This window comes from Massilia sp. (assembly GCF_031995545.1).
In the GTDB taxonomy this organism is placed as follows: domain Bacteria; phylum Pseudomonadota; class Gammaproteobacteria; order Burkholderiales; family Burkholderiaceae_D; genus Telluria.
In genome coordinates, this window is record NZ_DAMAGA010000002.1 from 203,400 (window position 1) to 224,362 (window position 20,963).

Genomic DNA, 20,963 nt, shown 5'->3' on the forward strand with positions numbered 1-20,963 from the left:
TGGTGACAGGCGGGCAGCGATGGACGTGCCGACGCGCGGCGCGAACGCCGAATCGGTGATTTTAACCGAAAACAGGTGGGATGAGGCAGCGAATGCTGCCTAGACAAGTCGGCAGGTTAACATTCTGCCACGATTGCAGGGTTGGCGGCTCCCCTGCCAACCCGACGTAAAAAGGGCCCTCGCTGTCGCAAGAGCCCTTTGACAAGCACTGCAGGCTAGCGCTTAGCGCCCTGCCGCCGGCGCCTTCATGTACTTGAAGAACTCCGAGCTCGGATCGACCACCAGCACGTCGCTGCGATCCTTGAAGCTGGCGCGGTACGCTTCGAGCGAACGATAGTACTTGGCGAATTCCGGATTCTTGCCGAACGAATCGGCATAGATCGCCGATGCCTTGGCATCGCCGTCACCCTTGATCTTCTCGGCGTCGCGGAACGCTTCAGCGATGATCACGGTGCGCTGACGATCGGCATCCGCACGGATCTGCTCGGATTCGGCGGCACCGGTCGAACGCAGTTCGTTGGCCACGCGCACGCGCTCGGCGCGCATGCGTTCGTACACCGAGTTGTTGATCTGGTCGATGTAGTCGACGCGCTTGAGGCGCACGTCGACGATGCCGACGCCGATCTCTTTGGCTTCGGCCACGACCTTCTCGCGCACCGCTTCCATCACACGGGCGCGCTCGCCGGAAATCACTTCGCGCACGGTGCGCTTGGTGATCTCGTCGTTGAGCGCCGCCTTGATGATCTGCGACATGCGGTCGCGCGCGCGGCTTTCGTCGCCGGTGAAGCTGACGTAGTACAGGCGCGGATCGGCGATCTGCCATTTGACGAAGGCGTCGACCAGGATGTTCTTCTTCTCGGCCGTGATGAAACGGTCGGCGTCAGGCGTGTCCAGGGTCAGGATGCGCTTGTCCAGGTAGATCACGTTCTGGAACGGCGGCGGCAACTTGAAGTGCAGGCCCGGTTCGGCGATCACTTCCTTGACCTGGCCGAGCGCGAACACGATCGCGTAGCGGCGCTGGTCGACCACGAAGATGGTGGACGACAGCAGCATCAACGCGATGAAGCCCGCCACGAATAAAGTTACAAGGCGGTTCATCAGCGGGTCTCCCGGTCACGTGAAGAATCGCGGCTGCGCGAATCGCGCTCGCGTACCGCATCCATGGCTTGGGTCACTTCGGGGGTCGGCGCCGAGGAAGGTACCCCCCCTTGCACCTGCACCGGACCCGACTTGCCGCCGATCGCGGCGTCGTTGGCCTGGACCTGCTGCATCAGCTTATCCAGCGGCAGGTACAGCATGTTGTTGCCGGCGCGCGAATCGATCATCACCTTGGTGGTGTTGGTGAAGATCTGCTGCATCGTGTCGACATACATGCGGTCGCGCGTCACGGCCGGAGCACGCGAGTAGGCTGCCACCACCTGGTCGAAGCGCGAGGCGTTACCGGTCGCGTTCTCGACCACCATCGAGCGGTACGCTTCGGCGTCCTGCTGCAGGCGGAAGGCCTGGCCGCGCGCGGCCGGGATGATCTGGTTGGCATACGCCTCGCCTTCGTTGCGGGCACGGGCACGGTCCTGGCCGGCGCGCACGGCGTCGTCGAAGGCGCTCTGCACCTGCTCCGGCGGCTGCACGCCCTGCATGGTCACGTTGGTGATCAGGGCGCCCAGCTTGTAGCGGTCGGTGATCTGCTGGATCATCGCCTGGACGTCGGTCGCGACCTTCTCGCGGCCTTCGTACAGCACGAAGTCCATCTTGCTGCGGCCGACGGCTTCGCGGATCGCGGTCTCGGCGACCTGGCGCACGGTGTCGTCCTGGTCGCGGTTGTTGAACAGCCAGGCGACCGGGTCCTTCAGCGTGTACTGCACCGCGAACTGGATGTCGATGATGTTCTCGTCGTCGGTGAGCATCAGCGCTTCCTGCGGCTGCTTGTTGCGCACGTTGGCGCGGTAGCCGATCTCGGCGGTACGGATCTGCGACACGTTGACGGTTTCATGCGCCTGGAACGGGTACGGCCAGCGCCAGTTGAAACCCGGCGTGGTCGAGTGGCTGTACTTGCCGAAGGTGGTGACCACGCCGACATTACCCTCTTGCACGATGAAGGCGCCGCTGGCGAGCCAGATCAGGCCGACGATGACGGCCACCACGCCGGCGCCGATGCCGGCGCCGCGCATGTCGCCGCGGCCCGCGCCGCCGTTGTCGCCGCCGTTATTGCCGCGGCCGCCGAACATGCGGTTCAGGCGCGCATTGAAGTCGCGCCACATCTGGTCGAGGTCGGGCGGTCCGTCGCCGGGGCGGCGGCCTTCCTGCGCCTTGCGGTCGTCGTCCGGGTTGCGTCCCCAGCGTGGATCGTTCAGCGACAGTTTGACGCCGAATCTTTTTAGTATAGAAACAAACATAGGCTAGTGTGGCCCGACGTGGGTAGTAGGGGTGGAAGTTGGCATCTTGTCGTCAGGACCGCCAGAGCGCGCGTCCACCGACGCGTCGTCTTCGTCGAGCCCGAAGGCTGCGTCCTGCTCTTCGTATTCTTCGGCCTCGAAAGGCTGCTGGTACCGGTGATGCTCGCGCTGCACCGACTTGGCCGCCTCGGCGATCGCGTCGCGCAGCAGATCCAGGCCGGCGCCGCTATGGGCGCTGATGAAAACCCGGCTGATCTTATCATACTCATCACGCTCGACCGCGGGCTCCAGCCCGGCGGCGTCGATCTTGTTCCAGACCAGGATCTGGGGCACGTGATCGGCACCGATCTCGCGCAGCACTTCGTTGACCTGCTCGATCTGCTCCATGCGCGCCGGCGAGGCGCCGTCGACCACGTGCAGCAGCAGGTCGGCGTGGATGGTTTCCTCGAGCGTGGCGCGGAAGGCGGCCACCAGCTGGTGCGGCAGTTCGCGGACGAAACCGACGGTGTCCGAGATCACCACACTGCCGGCCTCGTCGCCGAGGTACATGCGGCGGCTGGTGGTGTCCAGGGTCGCGAACAGCTGGTTCGCAACATACACGCCGGCCTTGGTCAGCGTGTTGAACAGGGTCGACTTGCCGGCGTTGGTGTAGCCCACCAGCGACACCGAGAAGGTCTGGTTGCGGCCGCGCTGGCGGCGCTGGGTTTCGTGTTGCTTGCGCAGTTTGCCGAGGCGCGAGCGCAGCATCTTGACCCGTTCGCCGATCAGGCGGCGGTCGGTCTCGAGCTGGGTTTCGCCGGGGCCGCGCAGGCCGATACCGCCCTTCTGGCGTTCAAGGTGGGTCCAGCCGCGGATCAGGCGCGTGGCCAGGTGCTGCAGCTGGGCCAGCTCGACCTGCAATTTACCCTCGTGGCTCTTGGCGCGCTGGGCGAAGATATCGAGGATCAGGCTGGTGCGGTCGATCACGCGCAGCTCGAGACGGCGCTCGAGGTTACGCTGCTGGGCAGGCGACAGGGCGTGATTGAAGATGACGATCTCGGCGCCCTGCGACTTGGCTTCGAGGGCGATTTCGTCGGCCTTGCCGCTGCCGACGAAATGGGCGGCGTCGGGGCTGGAGCGCTTTGCCGTGATCGTGGTGATCGGTTCGGCGCCGGCGGAGCGCGCAAGCAGCGACAGTTCTTCGAGGCTGGCGGCAAAGTCGCCAGTCCCGAAGTCGATGCCGACCAGCGCTGCGCGCAGGGTTGGAGTGCCGGGGGCTTCAGCCATCGGCCTTACTCGGCTTCGTTGGAGTCGAGGTTAAGGTTGACGGCGCGGGCCGGCACGACGGTGGAAATGGCATGCTTGTAGACCATCTGGGTCACGGTATTACGAAGCAAAACGACATATTGGTCGAAGGATTCGATGTGGCCCTGGAGTTTGATACCGTTGACGAGGTAGATCGAGACAGGGACGTGTTCCTTGCGCAAGGCGTTGAGGAATGGGTCTTGTAACAGTTGCCCTTTGTTGCTCATGACAGCTCCGTAATGTTGTTGTAGTTAAAAGTTTGAGGCGATTTGCCTGTTTTCAAGGTCTTGGCCGCATTCTGCAGGAGCGAATGCGAGCGGTGAGCTACTGTAACCTGTTTCGCCAGTTTTTGTCGTACTGCTAAGGCCCACTTAAGACGGAGTTAAGTGGACCTCGGCCTTGACCTCAGCCGTAGCAACACTCAATCTTTTGCGAACGGATTCTTGCCGCTACGCAGTTCGATGCGCAGCGGGGTGCCGACCAGGCTGAACGTCTCACGGAAATGCTTTTCCAGGTAGCGTTTATAGGGTTCGGTGATGCCTTCCAGCGCATTGCCGTGGATGACGATGATCGGCGGATTCTGGCCGCCCTGGTGGGCGTAGCGCATCTTCGGGCGCGAGGTGCCCTTGCGCTTCGGTTCCTGCTTCTCGACTGCCTCCTGCAGCGCGCGGGTCAGGCGCGGGGTCGACAGGTTGGCGGTGGCAGCGGCATAGGCCGACTCGACCGACTTCATCAGCTGGGTGATGCCGGTGCCGCGCAATGCCGACACGAAGTGGGTCTTGGCGAAGCCGAGGAAGTCCAGTTTGCGGTCGAGGTCATTCTTGACCTGGTCGCGCTGGTCCGACTGCAGGCCGTCCCACTTGTTGACCGCCACCACCAGCGCCCTGCCCGACTCCAGGATGAAGCCGGCGATGTGGGCGTCCTGCTCGGAGATGTCCTGCTGGGCGTCGAGCAGCAGGATGACCACGTTGGCATCCGAGATCGACTGCATGGTCTTGACCACCGAGAACTTCTCGATGGCTTCGAAAATCTTGCCGCGGCGGCGGATACCGGCGGTGTCGATCAGGGTGAACTTCTTGCCGTCGCGCTCGAACGGGACTTCGATCGCGTCGCGGGTGGTGCCCGGCATGTCGAACGCGATCACGCGCTGCTCGCCGACCAGGGTGTTGATCAGCGTGGACTTGCCCACGTTCGGGCGGCCGACGATGGCGATCTTGAAGCCGTGGTCGGCCGGTTCCAGCTCTTCCGGTTCGTCCGGGCGGCTGGCGAAGGCGATGTCGAGCGCTTCGTTGACCAGATCGTGCACGCCGTCGCCGTGCGCGGCGGAAATGACGTACGGGTCGCCCATGCCGAGCTCGTAGAAGTCGGCGGTGACCGAGGTGTACTTCATGCCTTCCGACTTGTTGACCACCAGCATGACGTTACGGCCGCTCTTGCGCAGGTAGTCGGTAATGGTCTTGTCGTGCGGGGTCAGGCCCTGGCGGCCGTCCACGATGAACACGACCACGTCGGCCTCGGCCACGGCCTGGCGCGTCTGCAGCGCCATTTCGTGCATGATGCCTTCCTTGGCGACCGGCTCGAAACCGCCCGTGTCGATGACCAGGAACGGCCGTTCGCCGATCCGGCCTTCGCCATAGTGGCGGTCGCGCGTGAGGCCTGGGAGGTCGGCCACCAGCGCGTCACGCGAACGGGTCAGGCGGTTGAATAGGGTCGATTTCCCGACATTGGGACGACCGACGAGTGCGATTACCGGCTTCATGTGTTAATTCATTCGACCGCGATCGCGGTCACTGTTCCGTTTTGTGTTTGAAAAATCAGGTTCGTGCCTGCCACCAGCGGCGTGCCCACGATCGGGCTGCCATCGGTGGCGGCGCGTGCCAGGAAAGTGCCGTCTTCGCGCGACAGGAAGTGCACATAGCCTTCGTAGTCGCCGACCGCGACGGCGCGGCCATAAGAGAGTGGCGTCGACAGGCGGCGGAACGACAGCTTGTCGTTCTTCCAGCTGCTGTTGCCGGTGTCGCGCGTGAACGCATTCAGGCCGCCCTTGTCGTCCGGGGCGAACACGAAGCGCTGGTCGACCGCGACGCCGACATCGGACGACAGTTCACGCGTCCAGCGCGCCGAGCCGGTGGCCAGGTCGAAACAGCCGACGCGGCCCTGGTACGAGACGGCGCAGACGTCCTGCTCGAACAGCACCGGGGCGCCGCCGATATCGGTCACGCGCTCCAGTTCGGTGGCGCCGCGCGCCACGCCGACCTCGACGTCCCAGCGCGGAGCACCGGTGGCCAGGATCAGGGCCGAGAGTTTGCCGCCCGGCTGGGCGACGATCACGTCGCTGCCGGCCACGATCATGCCCGGCGCGGTGCGCAGGGTGAGCGGCGGCACCGCCTTTTGCACGGTCCATTTCTTTTCGCCGGTCCTGGCGTCGAAGCCGACGATGCGGTTATCGATCGAACGCGCCACCACGATGCCTTGCGACACGACCGGGGCCGACAGGATCTCGCTCGAGAGCTGGGTGTCCCACATGGCCTTGCCGTCCATGTCGAAGGCCAGCAGCTTGCCCTTGGCGCCGCCGACCACGATCAGGTTGCCGTCGGTGCCGACGCCCGCGCTCAGCTCGTCGTCAGTCTTGATGCGCCACAGCTGCTTGCCGTCGGCCGCTTCGACGCGCGCGATGGCGCCGGTGCTGCTGGCCACCACCAGGGTGTTGCCGGTCAGCGCCGGCGAGAACTGGTAGCCCTGCGACTTGCCGATGTCGAGTTTCCATGCGGTGCGCACGGCCATCGTGCCCTTCAGCTCGACCAGCTTGGCCGGTTGATCGGCCTTTTCCTTGTCGCCGAAGGGATTGAGCGAACTCAGGGTCGAGCAACCCGTCATCAGGGCCAGCACGCCAACACCAACAAGCTTCCTGCTAATACGCATTTTCTTCTACCTTGTTCCTGGACTAAAAGGACGCAAAGCCCGCGCCGCCTGCGGGAAGCGCTAAAAACCTACTGCGCGTTGCAGCTTCGGTTTGCGATGCTCGCCGTACATTCGTACGACTGCGCTTCTCAACCGAATCTGCTGCCGCTCGCGACGGTTTTTAGCGCTTCCCTTAAAGGCATACGCGGGCCATCTCATGCGGAAATTTTACGCGGCTGCTTTCTGTGCGGCCGCCTTTTGTTCTTCGGCTTTCTTGTCGACCGGCGCAGTGCCGCCGATCGATTCTAGCTTGATGACCACGACCTGGCGGCCCGGGCTGCCCGCATCCATGGCCGCGATCGCCGCCACATAGGCGTCGCGCGCTTCCTTCAGCTTGTTCTGCGCCACCAGCACGTCGCCCTTGCGGTCGTTGGCTTCGGCTTCGAACTGCGGCAGCACCTTGCCGTTCAGGACTTTCAGCGCTTCATCGTAGGCTTTCTCGTCCAGCAGCACGCCGGCCAGGCGGATGCGCGCGATCGACTTGAATTCGTCGTTGCCGTTGTCCACCACCCACTGCAGATGGGTCTTGGCGGTCTTCAGGTCGTTCGCTTCAAACGCACCCTTGGCGGCGCCCATGGCAGCCATCTGGGCGTAGGCGGTGCCGTCGTACTTGCCGCGGATGTCGCCGGCCACGCGCTGCACCTTGGCATTGTCGTTGGCGATCATCGCGCTCTGCAGCTCGTCGTACAGCGCCGACGCTTCGGCCGACTGGTTGCGCTTGTGCGATTTCCAGTAGTTCCAGCCGGCGTAGGAGCCGAGCGCGACGATCAGCACCCAGGTGATGATGCTGCCGTACTTCGCCCAGAACGCCTTGAAGGAATCGAGCTGTTCCTGTTCTTGATGATCGTATGCCATGTGCGTCTTCTTTTAATGAAAGGTTCGGATTGCTGTTTTGGACTGGTGATTACGGATGGTAATGCACGTGGCCGTGGTTGTGATCATGAGCGTGGTCATGATCATGATCATGACCGCCGCCGCTGATGATCTGGTCGACCAGGTAGTCGACCACTTCCAGGAACGGCACGCTGGTCTGCTGCTGCTCGTTCGCTTCGCCGCGCATCGACTTGACTGCCGCCACTTCCTTGGCGACTTCGTCCTCGCCGATGATCACGGCGAACGCCGCGCCGCTGCCATCGGCCTTCTTCATCTGGCTCTTGAAGCTGCCCGCACCGGCCGGCGTGGCGCAATGTAACACAACATCCAGGCCGGCATCCCGAATGCGCTCGGCCAGGATGAAGGCCTGCATGCGCGCCTCGTCGCCCTGATGGACCATGTAGACGTCGCAGGTGTTCGGCTGGGCCGGCTCGCCCATCGCCTTCATCAGCTCGATGATGCGTTCCATGCCCATCGCGAAGCCGACTGCCGGGGTGGCCTTGCCGCCGAAGGTTTCGATCAGCGGATCGTAGCGGCCGCCGGCGCAGATGGTGCCCTGCGATCCCAGCTCGTCGGTGACCCATTCGAACACGGTGCGGTTGTAGTAATCCAGGCCGCGCACCAGGCGCGGATTGACGGTGTACTGGACGGCAGCGCGGTCGAGGATGTTCTTGACGCCGTTGAAGTGCGCCAGCGATTCTTCGCCCAGGTAGTCCAGCAGGCGCGGGGCGCCGTTGACCATTTCCTGCATCGCCGGGTTCTTGGTGTCCAGGATGCGCAGCGGGTTACTGTGCAGGCGGCGCTTGGCTTCGGCATCGAGGATGTCTTCGTGCTTTTCCAGGTATGCGATCAGATCGGTACGGTGACGGGCGCGCTCTTCGGCGTTGCCGATCGAGTTCAGTTCCAGGCGCACGTTCTGGATGCCGAGGTCGTCCCACAGGCGGCGGCACATCATGATCAGCTCGGCGTCGATGTCCGGACCCGAGAACCCGACCGCTTCCGCGCCGAACTGGAAGAACTGGCGGTAGCGGCCGCGCTGCGGACGCTCGTGGCGGAACATCGGGCCCTTGTACCACAGGCGGCGCGGGCCGTCGTAGACCAGGTTATGTTCGAGCACGGCGCGCACCACGCTGGCGGTGCCTTCCGGACGCAGGGTCAATTGATCGCCGTTCATCGAGTCTTCGAAGGAATACATTTCCTTCTCGACGATGTCGGTCACGGCGCCGATGGCGCGCGAGAACAGACGGGTTTCCTCGACGATCGGGGTCACGATCTTCTGGTAGCCGTAGCTTTTCAGGATCGTTTCGGTGGTGTTCTCGAACAGCTCCCACAGCGGTGCGTCTGCGGGGAGGATGTCGTTCATGCCTTTGATGGCGACGATTTTTTCTGGTTTGGACATGTCAGTATGCTGTTGCGCACCTGTGGGGTGCAGAGAGTGTTAGCTCTAAAATTACCGTCATTCCCGAACTGGGCGTTCCCCTTGGCGGGAACCTAAGTTATCCGCACTGCGGTAACGCGTGCAAACTTAGGTTCCCGCCTGCGCGGGAATGACGGAGCAAAGGGTAGTGGCCGTATTTTATTGCGCCACTGCCTCGCGGCTGTAATTCTTTTTGACGTAATCCAGCACGATGGTCTTGAACTCATCGACGATGCGCTCGCCGCGCAGGGTCGCGAATTTCTGGCCGTCGACGAACACCGGCGCGGCCGGCGATTCGCCGGTGCCCGGCAGGCTGATGCCGATATTCGCGTGCTTCGATTCGCCGGGGCCGTTGACGATGCAGCCCATCACGGCCACGTTCATCGCTTCCACACCCGGATAGGTCTTCTTCCACTCCGGCATCTGCTCGCGCAGGAACGACTGGATATTGTCCGCCAGCTCCTGGAACACGGTCGAGGTGGTGCGGCCGCAACCCGGGCAGGCGATCACCATCGGCGTGAACTTGCGCAGGCCCATGGTCTGCAGGATTTCCTGGCCGACCACCACTTCGCGCGTGCGGTCGCCGCCCGGTTCCGGGGTCAGCGAAATGCGGATGGTGTCGCCGATGCCTTCCTGCAGCAGCACCGACAGCGCGGCGGTGGAAGCGACGATGCCCTTGCTGCCCATGCCGGCTTCGGTCAGGCCCAGGTGCAGCGGATAGTCGCAGCGGCGCGCCAGTTCGCGGTACACCGCGATCAGGTCCTGCACGCCCGACACCTTGCACGACAGGATGATCTTGTCGCGTGCCAGGCCGACTTCTTCGGCGCGCACCGCGTTCTCGATCGCCGACGTGATCAGCGCTTCGTACATCACGGCCTGGGCGCTCCACGGATTCGCGCGCGCGGCGTTCTCGTCCATGATGCGTGCCAGCAGCGACTGGTCGAGCGAGCCCCAGTTGACGCCGATGCGCACCGGCTTGTCGTACTTGGCCGCGATCTCGATCATCTGGGCGAACTGGGTGTCGCGCTTGGCGCCCTGCCCCACGTTGCCCGGATTGATGCGGTATTTCGACAGTGCCTGGGCGCATTCCGGATAGTCGCGCAGCAGCAGGTGGCCGTTGTAGTGGAAGTCGCCGACCAGCGGCACGTCCACTTCCATGCGGTCCAGCTGTTCGCGGATCGCCGGCACCGCGGCCGCGGCGGCCGGGGTATCGACCGTGATGCGCACGATCTCGGAACCGGCGCGCGCCAGTTCTTTCACTTGGATCGCGGTACCGATAGCGTCGGCGGTGTCGGTGTTGGTCATCGACTGCACCACCACCGGGGCGTCGCCGCCCACCCATACCGTGCGGGCGCCGTGCGAGACGGCGACCTTGCGGCTGGCGCGGCGCGCCAGCGGGCCGGACGGGATGGCCGCGCTGGTCGGCTGCAGGTCGGAGACTTGATTCGGGGAGATCATCGGACTGGTTCCAGGGTTATTTCAATGCGACGCGCGAGACCGTCTTGCCCGGCTGCTGCGGCAGCGGAACATTATTGCCGCGCAGGGTTGCGGTGACGCCGCCAGGGGCGCCTACGGTCAGGGTCGCCGGGCCGGTGAGATCGACCGATTCGGTGCTGCCGGCTTTCACCAGGCGCGAGATCAGCGGACGGCCGCCGCCAACGGGCGAGACCTGGATCCAGGAATCCTCGCGCACGTTCAGCACCAGGGTGTTGGCGCCGGCGGGAGCGGCGACGGTCGCTGGCGTAGCGGCGGCTGGCGTCGCCACGGCCGGCGCGGTCGCGGTCGCAGCGGTCGGCGCCGTGGTGGCCGGGGTCGGCGTGGTCGTGGTGGCCGGCGCCGCAGGCGGCGTGGTCACCGGCGCTGCGCCGGGCGCGGCGGCCGGAGCCGGGTTCGACGGTGCGGCCTGGCCGCCCGCGCCCGGCACCGAGATCAGCGGCACCGATGGATTGAGCAATTGGTCCTGCTGCGTTGCACCGGCGCCGGCGGCGGCGGCCGGTGCGGCGACCTCGCCCGGCGCGGCAGTGCCGACCGGGTTCTGCAGCACGTGATTGGCTTCGGCGGCTTCATGCTGCGCCGTGCCGGGAATCGCGCCCAGCTGCCAGGCGGCGACGGCGGCGCCGGCGACCACCACTGCAGCGGCGATCCAGCCCAGCGGCACGCGGTTGCGGCGGCCACCGATCGGGAAGCGGGTCTCCGAGAACGCCGCCGGACGCTGTTCGCGCCGCACGCCGGCGGTGTTGACGCTGGCGCCGGCCTGGGCTTCGGGCGGCATGTTCAGTTCGATCATCGACACCAGCGGCGCGGCGTCGATGCGCAGCAGTTTGGCGTAGGCGCGCACGAAGCCGCGCGTCACGGCCGGGCTCGGCAGCGACGCGTAATCGCCGGCTTCCAGCGCCACCACCTGGCGCGGCGCCAGCTTCAGCTGGTCGGCTACCTGCTCCACGGTCCAGCCCATCGCTTCGCGTTGGGACTGCAGGGTCTGGCCAGGGATGCCGGGCTGGTTGCCCGGGGTGGCCGGCTGGTCTGCGTGCTCGTTCATGGTGCTCGTCCTTGTCCTTTTCTCATTCGTCGAATGCCCCGCGCTCGAAGGCGGCGTACTCGGGCGAACCGGGGAAGCGGCGCCGCAGCTGGGCGGCAAGGCTCGCTTCATTGGTCCGGTCGCCCAGCTTGCGCTGTACGCGCATCGCCAGCCATAGCGCGTCGGCCGACAGCGTCTCCAGTTTTGCTGTCTCGATCAGGCGGTTGATGAAAAAACCGGCGCGTGTCAGGTCGCGCCGCTCGTAGTACACCCGCGCCAGGCCGGCGTTGACCGCCTGCAAGTCGGGGGCGAGACGCAGGGCATCGAGCAGGTAGCGCTCGGCCGCGTCGAAATTCCGGTGTTTGATGCTGCACACGCCCGCATTCACCAGCGCGCTGGTCGGCGTCTGGTAGCTCGGGTTCTTGATGGCGGCATCGAAATAGCGCAGCGATTCGCTCGGGCGACCCTGCGACTGGCACAGGAAGGAACCGTAGTTGTTCGACAGTTCCGGATTGCCCGGTGCCAGGCGCAGCGCGCGCTGGTAGTTCTCGTCGGCCAGCGGCAGCTGGCCCATCGCGGTGTAGATCAGGGCGCGCACGCCATACGCGTCGGCATAGTCCGGATCGGCCGCGATCGCCTGCTTGATCTCGTCCAGCGCGATCTCGAGCTTGCCTTCCTGGTAGTAGCCGACCGCCAGTTGCAGGCGGATATTGGCGCGCTTCTCGAGCGCGGTCTGGTCCGAGGCGGTTTTGAGTTCACCGCCTGCGGTCGTGCCAGCACCCGTGCCCGTACCGGCGCAGCCGGCCACCAGGGCCAGCACCAGGATTGGAGCACAGGTGAAGGCGGCGCGACGCATCAGGTCGGGATCTCCACGATGCGGCCGAAGTCGGCGCCGAATTTCTTCTGGTATTCGGCCATCTTTTCCATCCGTTCGGCCACGCGGGTACGATCCTTGACCTCGCCCGCCAGCTGGCCGCAGGCGGCATCGATGTCGTCGCCACGCGTCTTGCGCACGGTGGTCACGATGCCGGCGTTCATCAGCACTTCGCTGAAGGCCTTGATGCGCGGGTTCTTGGAGCGGAACAGGCCCGATTCCGGGAACGGATTGAACGGGATCAGGTTGAACTTGCAGTTGACCCCCACCACCGGATCGTTGACCAGCGCGATCAGTTCGCGCGCATGCTCGTCGCTGTCGTTGAAGCCGTCCAGCATGCAGTATTCGAAGGTGATGAAGTCGCGCGGCGCGAATTCCAGATAGCGCTTGCAGGCGGCCATCAGTTCGCGCAGCGGGTATTTCTTGTTGAGCGGCACCAGAATGTCGCGCAGCGCGTCGTTCGAGGCGTGCAGCGACACCGCCATCGCCACCGGCACGTCCTGCGCCAGCTTGTCGATGTTCGGCACCACGCCCGAGGTCGACAGGGTCACGCGGCGGCGCGACAGGCCGTAGGCGTTATCGTCGAGCATCATCTTGAGCGCGGTGACGGTCGGCTCGTAGTTCAGCAGCGGCTCGCCCATGCCCATCATCACCACGTTGGTGATCTGGCGCTCGCCTTTCGGGCCCGGTTCGATGCCCTTGGTCCGGCGCAGCTCGAACTCGGCCATCCACAGCTGGCCGATGATCTCGGCCACGGTGAGGTTGCGGTTGAAGCCCTGCTTGCCGGTCGAGCAGAAACGGCAGTTGACGGCGCAGCCGGCCTGGGTGGAGATGCACAGCGTGCCGCGGTTTTCTTCCGGAATGAACACGGTCTCGACCGCGTTGCCGTTGCCGACGTCGACCAGCCATTTGCGGGTGCCGTCGCTGGCCGTCTTGTCGCTGACGATGGCCGGGGCACGCACTTCGGCGCGGGTCTTGAGCTTTTCGCGCAGCGATTTGGCCAGGTCGGTCATGCTGTCGAAATCCGACGCGCCGAACTGGTGGATCCAGCGCTGCAGCTGCTTGGCGCGGAACGGTTTCTCACCCAATTCGGCGCAGTAGGCGACGAGTTGCGCGGGATCGAAGTCCAGCAGGTTGGTGAGCGTCGTCATGGCAAAAATCCTTTATTTCAAACCCCGCTCGCGCCAGCCCTTGGCTGCGGGCGAGCGGGTTACTCATTTAAATTAGTCCGGGGGAGAAAACGTCCGGGAAGCGCCCGGACTGCGCTCCCCCTCGACCAATTAACGCGAGTAGACGTTCAGTGCCGGGAAGAAGTAAGCGATTTCCACGGCGGCGGTTTCGGCAGCGTCCGAACCGTGCACGGCGTTGGCGTCGATCGAATCGGCGAAATCAGCGCGGATGGTGCCGGCGTCGGCTTTCTTCGGATCGGTAGCGCCCATCAGGTCGCGGTTTTTCAGGATCGCGCCTTCGCCTTCGAGGACGGTGACCATGACCGGGCCCGAGACCATGAAGCTGACCAGGTCCTTGAAGAACGGACGTGCAGCGTGCACGGCGTAGAAGCCTTCGGCTTCAGCTTGCGACAGTTGCACCATACGGGCAGCGACGACCTTCAGGCCAGCGCCTTCGAAACGGCTGTAGATTTGGCCGATCACGTTTTTTGCAACTGCGTCCGGCTTGATGATGGACAGGGTGCGTTCGATTGCCATGTAAAACTCCGATAAAAGTAAGGTTAAATCTAAGAAATTCGCGAGAACTTCGGGGCTCAATCAACCTTTAATTTTAGCATACCTGCCGCATATAACCGATATTGCGGTAGTGGCAAGCATAGTGGTACAGTGGCGACGAACTGCGTCCTGATTGCGGGCCTTTCTTCCCTGCGCGCCTTCATCTTCGATTAAGGTTGCCGCGCTAGGATGGATTCGACGTCTTGAGCGCATCGTGCAGCACCATTGTGCAACAACTTCCGCAACATTGTGCAGCATCTATTTACTCAACCGGAGGCACTATATGTACCCTAGTACCCAACAGCAAAGTACCATCGACCTGACCAAAGGCGGCCAGGCCACGCGCAACAAGGTCTTGCGCAACACGTATTGGCTGCTGGCGCTGTCGATGATCCCCACCGTGCTGGGCGCCGTCGTCGGCGTATCGCTGCAGGTGCCGATCTTCAGCGGCTTCCTCGGCTTCATCGTCTTCATGGCGATCGCCTTCGGTTTCATGTTCGCGATCGAGAAGTTCAAGGATTCGGGCGTGGGCGTCGCCCTGCTGCTCGGCTTCACCTTCTTCATGGGCCTGATGCTGACCCCGCTGCTGACGATGACGCTGGGCTACTCCAACGGCGCCAGCCTGATCATGACCGCCTTCGGCGGCACCGCGGCCGTATTCGCCGTGATGGCCAGCATCGCCACCACCACCAAGCGCGACTTCTCGGGCATGGGCAGCTGGCTGATGGCCGGCGTGGTGATCCTGATCCTGGCAGCGGTGGCCAACATCTTCCTGCAGATGTCGGCACTGTCGATCGTGATCTCGATCATGGCGATCGGTATCTTCTCGGCCTTCATCCTGTTCGACGTGCAGCGCATCGTCAACGGCGGCGAAACCAATTACATCTCGGCCACGCTGGCGATCTACCTGGACGTCTACAACATCTTCACCAGCCTGCTGCGCCTGCTGGGCATCGTCGGCGGCGACGACTGACCAGCCCGCTCCCCAACAAAAACCGGCTTCGGCCGGTTTTTTTATGGGCGTCATCCCAGCAGCAACATCCCCCCTTCACACCGGGGTCAGATCCGAAAAGTTAACACGAGCTCGACGCTAATCGACATGGGCTCGCTTAAGAGCATCCGCCACTCTCTAGCCCGTGTCCACTTTCCGGACCTGACCCCGGCGCTGGACCGCTTGCTAATCTTCAGTCCGTGCCCACTTTTCGGACCTGACCCCGGCGTTGGCTACCCATCGATAGTGGATGAAAAACGGCCCGGCGGATTGTGCCAGCCGGGCCGTGATGACGTTCAGCAAAGAGCAGTTCAGGCCTCTGCGGACGCCGCCTCGATGCCAGGGACGAAGGCGCCCGGCGCCGGCTTCTCACCCAGCTCGAACACGCCGATCGACTCCACGTGCGAGGTGTGCGGGAACATGTTGACCACGCCGGCCTTCTTCATCACATAGCCAGCCTTGTGCACCAGGATGCCGGCGTCGCGCGCCAGCGTCGATGGGCTGCACGAGACGTAGACGATGCGTTGCGGCATCAAGTCTTCGTGGGTTTCGCGCAGCTCGGCCAGGGCCAGTGCCAGCGCCATGGCGCCGTCGCGCGGCGGGTCGATCAGCATGCGATCGAATTTGCCCAGTGCGACCAGGTCATCCTTGGTGACTTCGAACAGGTTGCGGGTCGAGAACGAGGTCTTGGCGTCCAGGCCGTTGGCCTTGGCGTTGTCCAGCGCGCGCGTGGTGAGCGCGGTGCTGCCCTCGATGCCGACCACTTCGCGCGCCTGGGTCGCCAGTGGCAGCGTGAAGTTGCCCAGGCCGCAGAACAGGTCGGCCACGCGGTCTTGCGGCTGCACTTCCAGCAGGCGCAGCGCTTTCGCCACCAGCACGCGGTTGATGTGGTGGTTCACCTGGGTGAAGTCGGTCGGCTTGAACGGCATGCGGATGCCGAATTCCGGCAGCGTGTAGTACAGCTCTTTGCCCAACGGGTAGAACGGATAGGCGGTGTCCGGGCCCTTCGGCTGCAGCCACCACTGGATCTCCCACTTGTCGGCGAAGGCCTTGACCAGCGCTTCGTCGGCCTGCGTCAGCGGCGCCATGATGCGCAGCACCAGTACCGTGGTCTCTTCGCCGATCGCCACCTCGATCTGCGGCATCTGGTTGTAGATCGACAGCGCACCGATCAGCTCGCGCAGCGGCATCAACAGGCGTGCGACGTGGTCCGGCAGGATCTCGCAGGTGGTGATGTCGGCCACGTAGGACGAGCTGCGCTCGTGGAAGCCGACCAGGATGCCGCCCTTCTTCGCCACGTGGCGCACCGACAGACGCGCGCGGTAGCGGTAGTCCCAGGTCGGGCCGTACATCGGACGCATGATGGTTTCGGCTTTTACTTTACCGAGGTGCCACAGGTTGTCTTCCAGCACGCGGCCCTTCATCGCCACCTGAGCCGACGGTTCCAGGTGCTGCATCGAGCAGCCGCCGCAATAGCCGAAGTGCTGGCATTTCGGCTCGACGCGCATCGACGAAGCACGCTGCAGGGTGACCATGCGGCCCGATTCCCAGTTCTTTTTCTTGCGCAGCGTTTCGAAGCTGACCCGCTCACCGGGCAATGCGCCCTCGACAAAAATCACCTTGCCTGGCGTGCCGTCCTCGTTCTCGAGATGGCCGACGCCGCGGGCGTCCGAGTCGAGGGATTTGATGTCGATGAATGTTTCTTGCATGGCGAGAGAATATGGAAGTGGACCACGGGCCGGACCGCCGAAAGGGACGTGCGGTCGGACGGCGCAAACAAAAAATGGGCGTTTCAAGCCCGGCGGGCATGATAGCAAGGAATCGGGGTGGGCGCTACCTTGGAGGCCCGTGGCCGCCCGCGCATGCGCTTGCGGTTCGCCGCCGTTCTGCTTCGTCTGGAAGGTGCGAGTCGCCTGGAACCCGGGCCCCTGACTTCCCGGAATTCACAGTTGGTTAGTTACTTTTTTGGGTTTGTGACAGGACGCTGAAGACGTGCTCGACAGGCTACAGCAGCGAATCGCGCACCACCCCGCGCGCCGCCATCGCCCGCTTGAGCTTGACCAGCGCCTCCTGCTGGATCTGGCGCACGCGCTCGCGCGTCACGCCCATCTGTTCGGCCAGCACTTCCAGCGTGGCCGGATCGTCGTTGTCCAGCCCGAAGCGCCGCGTGACCACCAGCCGCTGCTTGTCGGGCAGCCGCGTCAGCCAGTCGCGCAGCAGCAGCGCCAGCTCGTGCTGTTCGGCGCGCGCGTCGGGGCTGTCGCCGGCGTCGTCCGGCAGCATGTCTATCAGGCTCGACTGCGGATCGTTGTCGAGCGGCGCGTCGAGCGAGGTGGCGTGCTCGGACAGCGCCAGGATGTCCTGCACCTCTTCCACCGGCCGGTCGAGCAGGCTGGCGATGTCCTCGCTCGAGGCTTCCTTGCCGTCGTGGTGCTGGGCTTCGAGGTGGTACTTGGCGCGCAGCACGCTGTTGAGTTCGCGCACCATGTGCACCGGCAGGCGCACCGTGCGCGCCTGGTTCATGATGGCGCGCTCGATGCTCTGGCGGATCCACCAGGTGGCGTAGGTAGAAAAACGGAAACCGCGCTCGGGCTCGAACTTGTCGATCGCGCGCATCAGGCCGATGTTGCCCTCCTCGATCAGGTCGAGCAGGACCACGCCGCGGTTGATGTAATGCTTGGCGATCGAGACGACCAGGCGCAGGTTATGCTCGATCATCTTCTGGCGTGCGCCGAAGTCGCCGGCCTTGGCCAGGGTGGCGAAATGCACCTCTTCGGGCGCCGTGAGCAGGGCCCGGGCGCCGATCTGGTTCAGGTAGTGCTGGGTGGTGTCGGTGGCCAGTTCGGACTGCAGCACCTTGCGCAGCTCGTCCACCGTTTCGATGCCGGCCGAGCCGGGCAGCAAGGCGGCGCCGTTGGCCCCATCGGCCCCGTCGGCGCCGGCCTCGTCCGCAGCATGCACGCTCTCGCTTTCCGGATCGTCCGGAAAATCGTCCGAATCGTCGATGTCCAGCGAGTGCGGCGGCTGCGTCATGTGCTTCCTATCGGCCGGGCAGGAACCTCGTCGGGTCGACCGGCTTGCCTTGTTGACGGATCTCGAAATGCAATTTGACCAGGTCCGCGTCGGAATCGCCCATCTCGGCGATCATCTGGCCCTTGGCCACGTTGTCGCCTTCCTTGACCACGATCTTGCGGTTGTGGGCATAGGCGGACAGCAGGCTGTTGCTGTGCTTGACGATGACGAGGTTACCATAACCGCGAATCCCGCTGCCAGCGTACATTACCTTGCCGGCGCCGGCCGCGACCACCTGCTGGCCCATCTTGCCGGCGATGTCGATGCCCTTGTTGCGGCCCTCGTCGAAGGTGGCGATGATGCGTCCGTCCGACGGCCACATCCAGCTCAGCTTCTCGTCGTCGGTGGCGGTGACGGTGCTGCCGGCGGCGACCGAACCCGCAGCCGAGGTCGGCGCAGCGGTGACGGCGTCGGTGCGCGCGCCCGACGGCGGCGCGGTGTCCTTGCGCGTGTCGGCGACGGCGGTCTCGCTGTATGGCTTCTTGTCGGCGCGCGGCTCGGTCTTGCGCGGCGTGCCGCCGGCGCTCGGCGGCATCGGCACCGGCTGGGTGGTGACGGCGGCGCTGGCGCGCTCCGGACCATTCACGCGCAGCACCTGGCCGACCTTGATGTCGTCCGGGTTGGCCAGGTTGTTCCAGGTGACCAGGTCGCGGTAGTTCTGGCCGAAGTCGAGCGCGATGCGCAGCAGGGTGTCGCCCTTGCGCACGGTGTACATGCCGCGCTCGTCGTGCTTGGGCGCTTCTTCGACGCGCGCCGGCGCCGGACGGACATGGGATTGGGCCTGGGTGGCAGGACGCTCGACGATCGGCGCCTGGCGGGTGGTGGTGGAGCAGCCGGCAACGAGGCCGAGGAAGATCGTCAGGAGGGCTAAACGCGGTGCTTGTTTCATTGGCATTCTAATTAGTCTATCGGCGTACGGCGGAGCTTTGGAGGCTCCTTTCCTGGTTAGATGGTGCCCGGACGCAGCGGCACGAAGTGGCAGGCTTCCAGCGTTTCGCTGGTCCACTCGGATTTGCCGATGCGGGTGATGCGATGCAGATGCTGCACCTGGGCGCCGACGGGCGCAACGAGATGCGCACCGATGGCCAGCTGTTCGAGCAAGGCTTGCGGCACCTCGAGTCCGGCGGCCGCGAGGATGATGCCATCGAATGGCGCCACCTGCGGCAAGCCTAGCATACCATCGCCGTACTGCAAACGAAGGTTGGAAATCCGCAGCGGCCGCAAATTGGTCTTCGCGAGCTCGTGCAGGGGCTTGATGCGCTCGATGGAATACACCTCCTTCGCGACGAAGGACAGAACCGCGGCCTGGTAGCCGCAGCCGGTGCCGATCTCGAGCACGCGTCCCAGCGCCTTGCCGGCGCACATGACCTCAATCATGCGGGCGACGATATACGGCTGGGAAATCGTTTGATGATGGCCGATCGGCAGCGAGGCGTCGATGTACGCCTGGCTCGACAGGGCCGGTTCGATGAACAGGTGGCGCGGCACGATCTCCATCGCGCCCAGCACTTTGCTGTCGGACACGCCCTGGCGCGCGACCCGTGCCACCATCGCACGGCGCACCGCCTCGGTCGCCATCAGGTCGGAACGCTGGGCCGCCGGGGCGCTGCTGGCCTTCGGCGCGTAGCCCGGCGGACGCGGCGCCGGTCCGGGCGCCTGCGGCGCCTTGGCTGGTCCGCCCTGGGCGGTGCTGCTGGCGGCGCTGCTTGCCGCATTCCGGGTAGCGGTCTGCGGCGTCGCCACCGGACCGCGCGCGGCCGGCTTGACGCTGCCGCCGGTGATCGACGACAGGGGCAAGGGGAAATTGCTGCGCTGGCCGCTCATGCCAGTCTTTTCGCCAGCAAGTCGAGCTGGGTCTTGTGGGTGAGGTCGATCTGCAGCGGCGTGATCGAGACCTGGCCCTGGCTGGTGGCGTGGAAGTCGGTGCCCTCGCCCGCGTCGCGGCAGGCGCCGACCGCGCCGATCCAGAAGATCTCGCGGCCGCGCGGATCCTGCGAGCGCACCACCGGCTCGGACTGGTGGCGGCGGCCGAGACGGGTTGGCGTCAAGGCGCCGATCTCGTCGTAGGGCAGGTTCGGGATGTTCACGTTCAGCAGGAACGGCGACGGCAGCATGGCGAAGCCGCCATCCATGTAGCGCTGCACGATGTCGCGCGCCACGCGGGCGGCGGAATCGACGTGGGCCCAGCCGGCGTTCACCTGCGAAAAGGCGATCGCGGGCAGGCCGAACAGATAGGCTTCGGTGGCGGCGGCAACGGTGCCCGAATACAGGGTGTCGTCGCCCATGTTCTGGCCGTTGTTGATGCCGGAGACGACCAGGTCGGGCGGGCTGTCGGACATGCCGGTCAGGGCGATGTGCACGCAGTCGGTGGGGGTGCCGTTGCTGAAGTAGAAACCGTTGGCAGCCTTGTAGACGGACAGCGGGCGGTCCAATGTCAACGAGTTCGACGCGCCCGAGCGGTTGCTGTCAGGCGCGACGACCACGATCTCCGCTATCGCGGCGAGCGCGTCGGCCAGCGCGTTGATACCAGGCGCCAGATATCCGTCGTCGTTACTGATAAGAATTCGCATGTCGAAGATTTTACCCGAAGCAACGCCTGTATCGACGTTTGCGCAGCGAAATTCGCGCCCGGATTTCACAATCCGGGAAGGCGACGCGCAGCCCCGGCATCCGCACTGGGAGCGCGGTTGCGAAAGCTGAACAGGCTGACAACGCCGGATCGGGCATGAAAACAACGGTCGCCGCCGCTTTTTGCGTGAGCTTGTCTTGCGGTCAAGCAGGTGGCGGACCGTTTGTGATGTTTATTGTAAGCCGCCGGGACGTGGGTGGGAACGGCGCGCGTGCAGCCGACGGGGG

Annotated in this window: 19 protein-coding genes; 1 reads left to right on the forward strand and 18 read right to left on the reverse strand. The window is 64.6% G+C overall.

The features are described 5' to 3' along the window. Window positions 1-222: 222 nt before the first annotated feature. The 13 genes from hflC to ndk form a co-directional block, all read right to left on the reverse strand. On the reverse strand, window positions 223-1,098 hold the full coding sequence (hflC, locus tag RTQ83_RS02805; RefSeq protein WP_312511102.1) for a protease modulator HflC: 876 nt from the start codon (window positions 1,096-1,098) through the stop codon (window positions 223-225). Then, on the reverse strand, window positions 1,098-2,393 hold the full coding sequence (hflK, locus tag RTQ83_RS02810) for an FtsH protease activity modulator HflK (protein ID WP_312511103.1): 1,296 nt from the start codon (window positions 2,391-2,393) through the stop codon (window positions 1,098-1,100). Before hflK ends, hflC begins: the two co-directional genes overlap by 1 nt. Before the next feature lie 3 nt (window positions 2,394-2,396). Next, entirely contained in the window at window positions 2,397-3,659 is a 1,263-nt protein-coding gene (gene hflX / locus RTQ83_RS02815; RefSeq protein WP_312511104.1) for a GTPase HflX, read from the reverse strand. Window positions 3,660-3,664: 5 nt separating this feature from the next. Then, on the reverse strand, window positions 3,665-3,904 hold the full coding sequence (gene hfq / locus RTQ83_RS02820) for an RNA chaperone Hfq (RefSeq protein WP_005666255.1): 240 nt from the start codon (window positions 3,902-3,904) through the stop codon (window positions 3,665-3,667). 194 nt (window positions 3,905-4,098) lie between these two features. Further along, entirely contained in the window at window positions 4,099-5,436 is a 1,338-nt protein-coding gene (der, locus tag RTQ83_RS02825; protein WP_312511106.1) for a ribosome biogenesis GTPase Der, read from the reverse strand. An 8-nt stretch (window positions 5,437-5,444) separates the two neighbouring features. After that, window positions 5,445-6,599 carry an outer membrane protein assembly factor BamB gene (gene bamB, locus RTQ83_RS02830; RefSeq protein ID WP_312511108.1) on the reverse strand — a complete coding sequence of 385 codons (1,155 nt, stop codon included), beginning with the start codon at window positions 6,597-6,599 and terminating at the stop codon, window positions 5,445-5,447. A 207-nt stretch (window positions 6,600-6,806) separates the two neighbouring features. Then, window positions 6,807-7,493 (reverse strand): tetratricopeptide repeat protein, encoded by a 687-nt coding sequence (locus tag RTQ83_RS02835; protein WP_312511110.1) that lies wholly within the window; start codon window positions 7,491-7,493, stop codon window positions 6,807-6,809. Between the two features lie 49 nt (window positions 7,494-7,542). Continuing rightward, entirely contained in the window at window positions 7,543-8,910 is a 1,368-nt protein-coding gene (hisS, locus tag RTQ83_RS02840) for a histidine--tRNA ligase (protein ID WP_312511112.1), read from the reverse strand. A 177-nt stretch (window positions 8,911-9,087) separates the two neighbouring features. Further along, a complete protein-coding gene (gene ispG / locus RTQ83_RS02845; RefSeq protein ID WP_312511114.1) occupies window positions 9,088-10,386 on the reverse strand; it encodes a flavodoxin-dependent (E)-4-hydroxy-3-methylbut-2-enyl-diphosphate synthase in 1,299 nt (432 codons plus the stop codon). Window positions 10,387-10,402: 16 nt separating this feature from the next. Next, window positions 10,403-11,467, reverse strand: a complete 1,065-nt coding sequence (locus RTQ83_RS02850) for a helix-turn-helix domain-containing protein (RefSeq protein ID WP_312511116.1) — start codon at window positions 11,465-11,467, stop codon at window positions 10,403-10,405. A 22-nt stretch (window positions 11,468-11,489) separates the two neighbouring features. Then, the gene (pilW, locus tag RTQ83_RS02855; protein ID WP_312511118.1) at window positions 11,490-12,302 is read right to left on the reverse strand and encodes a type IV pilus biogenesis/stability protein PilW; all 813 of its coding nucleotides are present in this window, start codon (window positions 12,300-12,302) and stop codon (window positions 11,490-11,492) included. Further along, window positions 12,302-13,471: a 23S rRNA (adenine(2503)-C(2))-methyltransferase RlmN gene (gene rlmN / locus RTQ83_RS02860; protein WP_290417074.1), complete on the reverse strand. Its 1,170-nt coding sequence runs from the start codon at window positions 13,469-13,471 to the stop codon at window positions 12,302-12,304. Before rlmN ends, pilW begins: the two co-directional genes overlap by 1 nt. Window positions 13,472-13,600: 129 nt before the next feature. Then, window positions 13,601-14,026: a nucleoside-diphosphate kinase gene (ndk, locus tag RTQ83_RS02865; RefSeq protein WP_290417073.1), complete on the reverse strand. Its 426-nt coding sequence runs from the start codon at window positions 14,024-14,026 to the stop codon at window positions 13,601-13,603. A 301-nt stretch (window positions 14,027-14,327) separates the two neighbouring features. Here ndk and RTQ83_RS02870 point away from each other — a divergent pair, with 301 nt between their 5' ends. Next, entirely contained in the window at window positions 14,328-15,017 is a 690-nt protein-coding gene (locus RTQ83_RS02870; protein ID WP_312511119.1) for a Bax inhibitor-1/YccA family protein, read from the forward strand. A 329-nt stretch (window positions 15,018-15,346) separates the two neighbouring features. On the opposite strand, the gene rlmD is transcribed toward RTQ83_RS02870, so the two are convergent. The 5 genes from rlmD to surE all read right to left on the reverse strand — a co-directional run bounded on the left by rlmD (window position 15,347) and on the right by surE (window position 20,677). Further along, window positions 15,347-16,744, reverse strand: coding sequence for a 23S rRNA (uracil(1939)-C(5))-methyltransferase RlmD (gene rlmD, locus RTQ83_RS02875; protein ID WP_312511120.1), 1,398 nt, complete (start codon window positions 16,742-16,744; stop codon window positions 15,347-15,349). A gap of 295 nt (window positions 16,745-17,039) precedes the next feature. Next, entirely contained in the window at window positions 17,040-18,068 is a 1,029-nt protein-coding gene (gene rpoS, locus RTQ83_RS02880; protein WP_312511121.1) for an RNA polymerase sigma factor RpoS, read from the reverse strand. Window positions 18,069-18,075: 7 nt separating this feature from the next. After that, on the reverse strand, window positions 18,076-18,996 hold the full coding sequence (locus tag RTQ83_RS02885) for a peptidoglycan DD-metalloendopeptidase family protein (protein ID WP_312511122.1): 921 nt from the start codon (window positions 18,994-18,996) through the stop codon (window positions 18,076-18,078). 56 nt (window positions 18,997-19,052) lie between these two features. Then, window positions 19,053-19,931, reverse strand: a complete 879-nt coding sequence (locus RTQ83_RS02890; RefSeq protein WP_312511123.1) for a protein-L-isoaspartate(D-aspartate) O-methyltransferase — start codon at window positions 19,929-19,931, stop codon at window positions 19,053-19,055. Further along, window positions 19,928-20,677: a 5'/3'-nucleotidase SurE gene (gene surE, locus RTQ83_RS02895; protein ID WP_312511124.1), complete on the reverse strand. Its 750-nt coding sequence runs from the start codon at window positions 20,675-20,677 to the stop codon at window positions 19,928-19,930. Before surE ends, RTQ83_RS02890 begins: the two co-directional genes overlap by 4 nt. Between the last annotated feature and the right edge of the window lie 286 nt (window positions 20,678-20,963).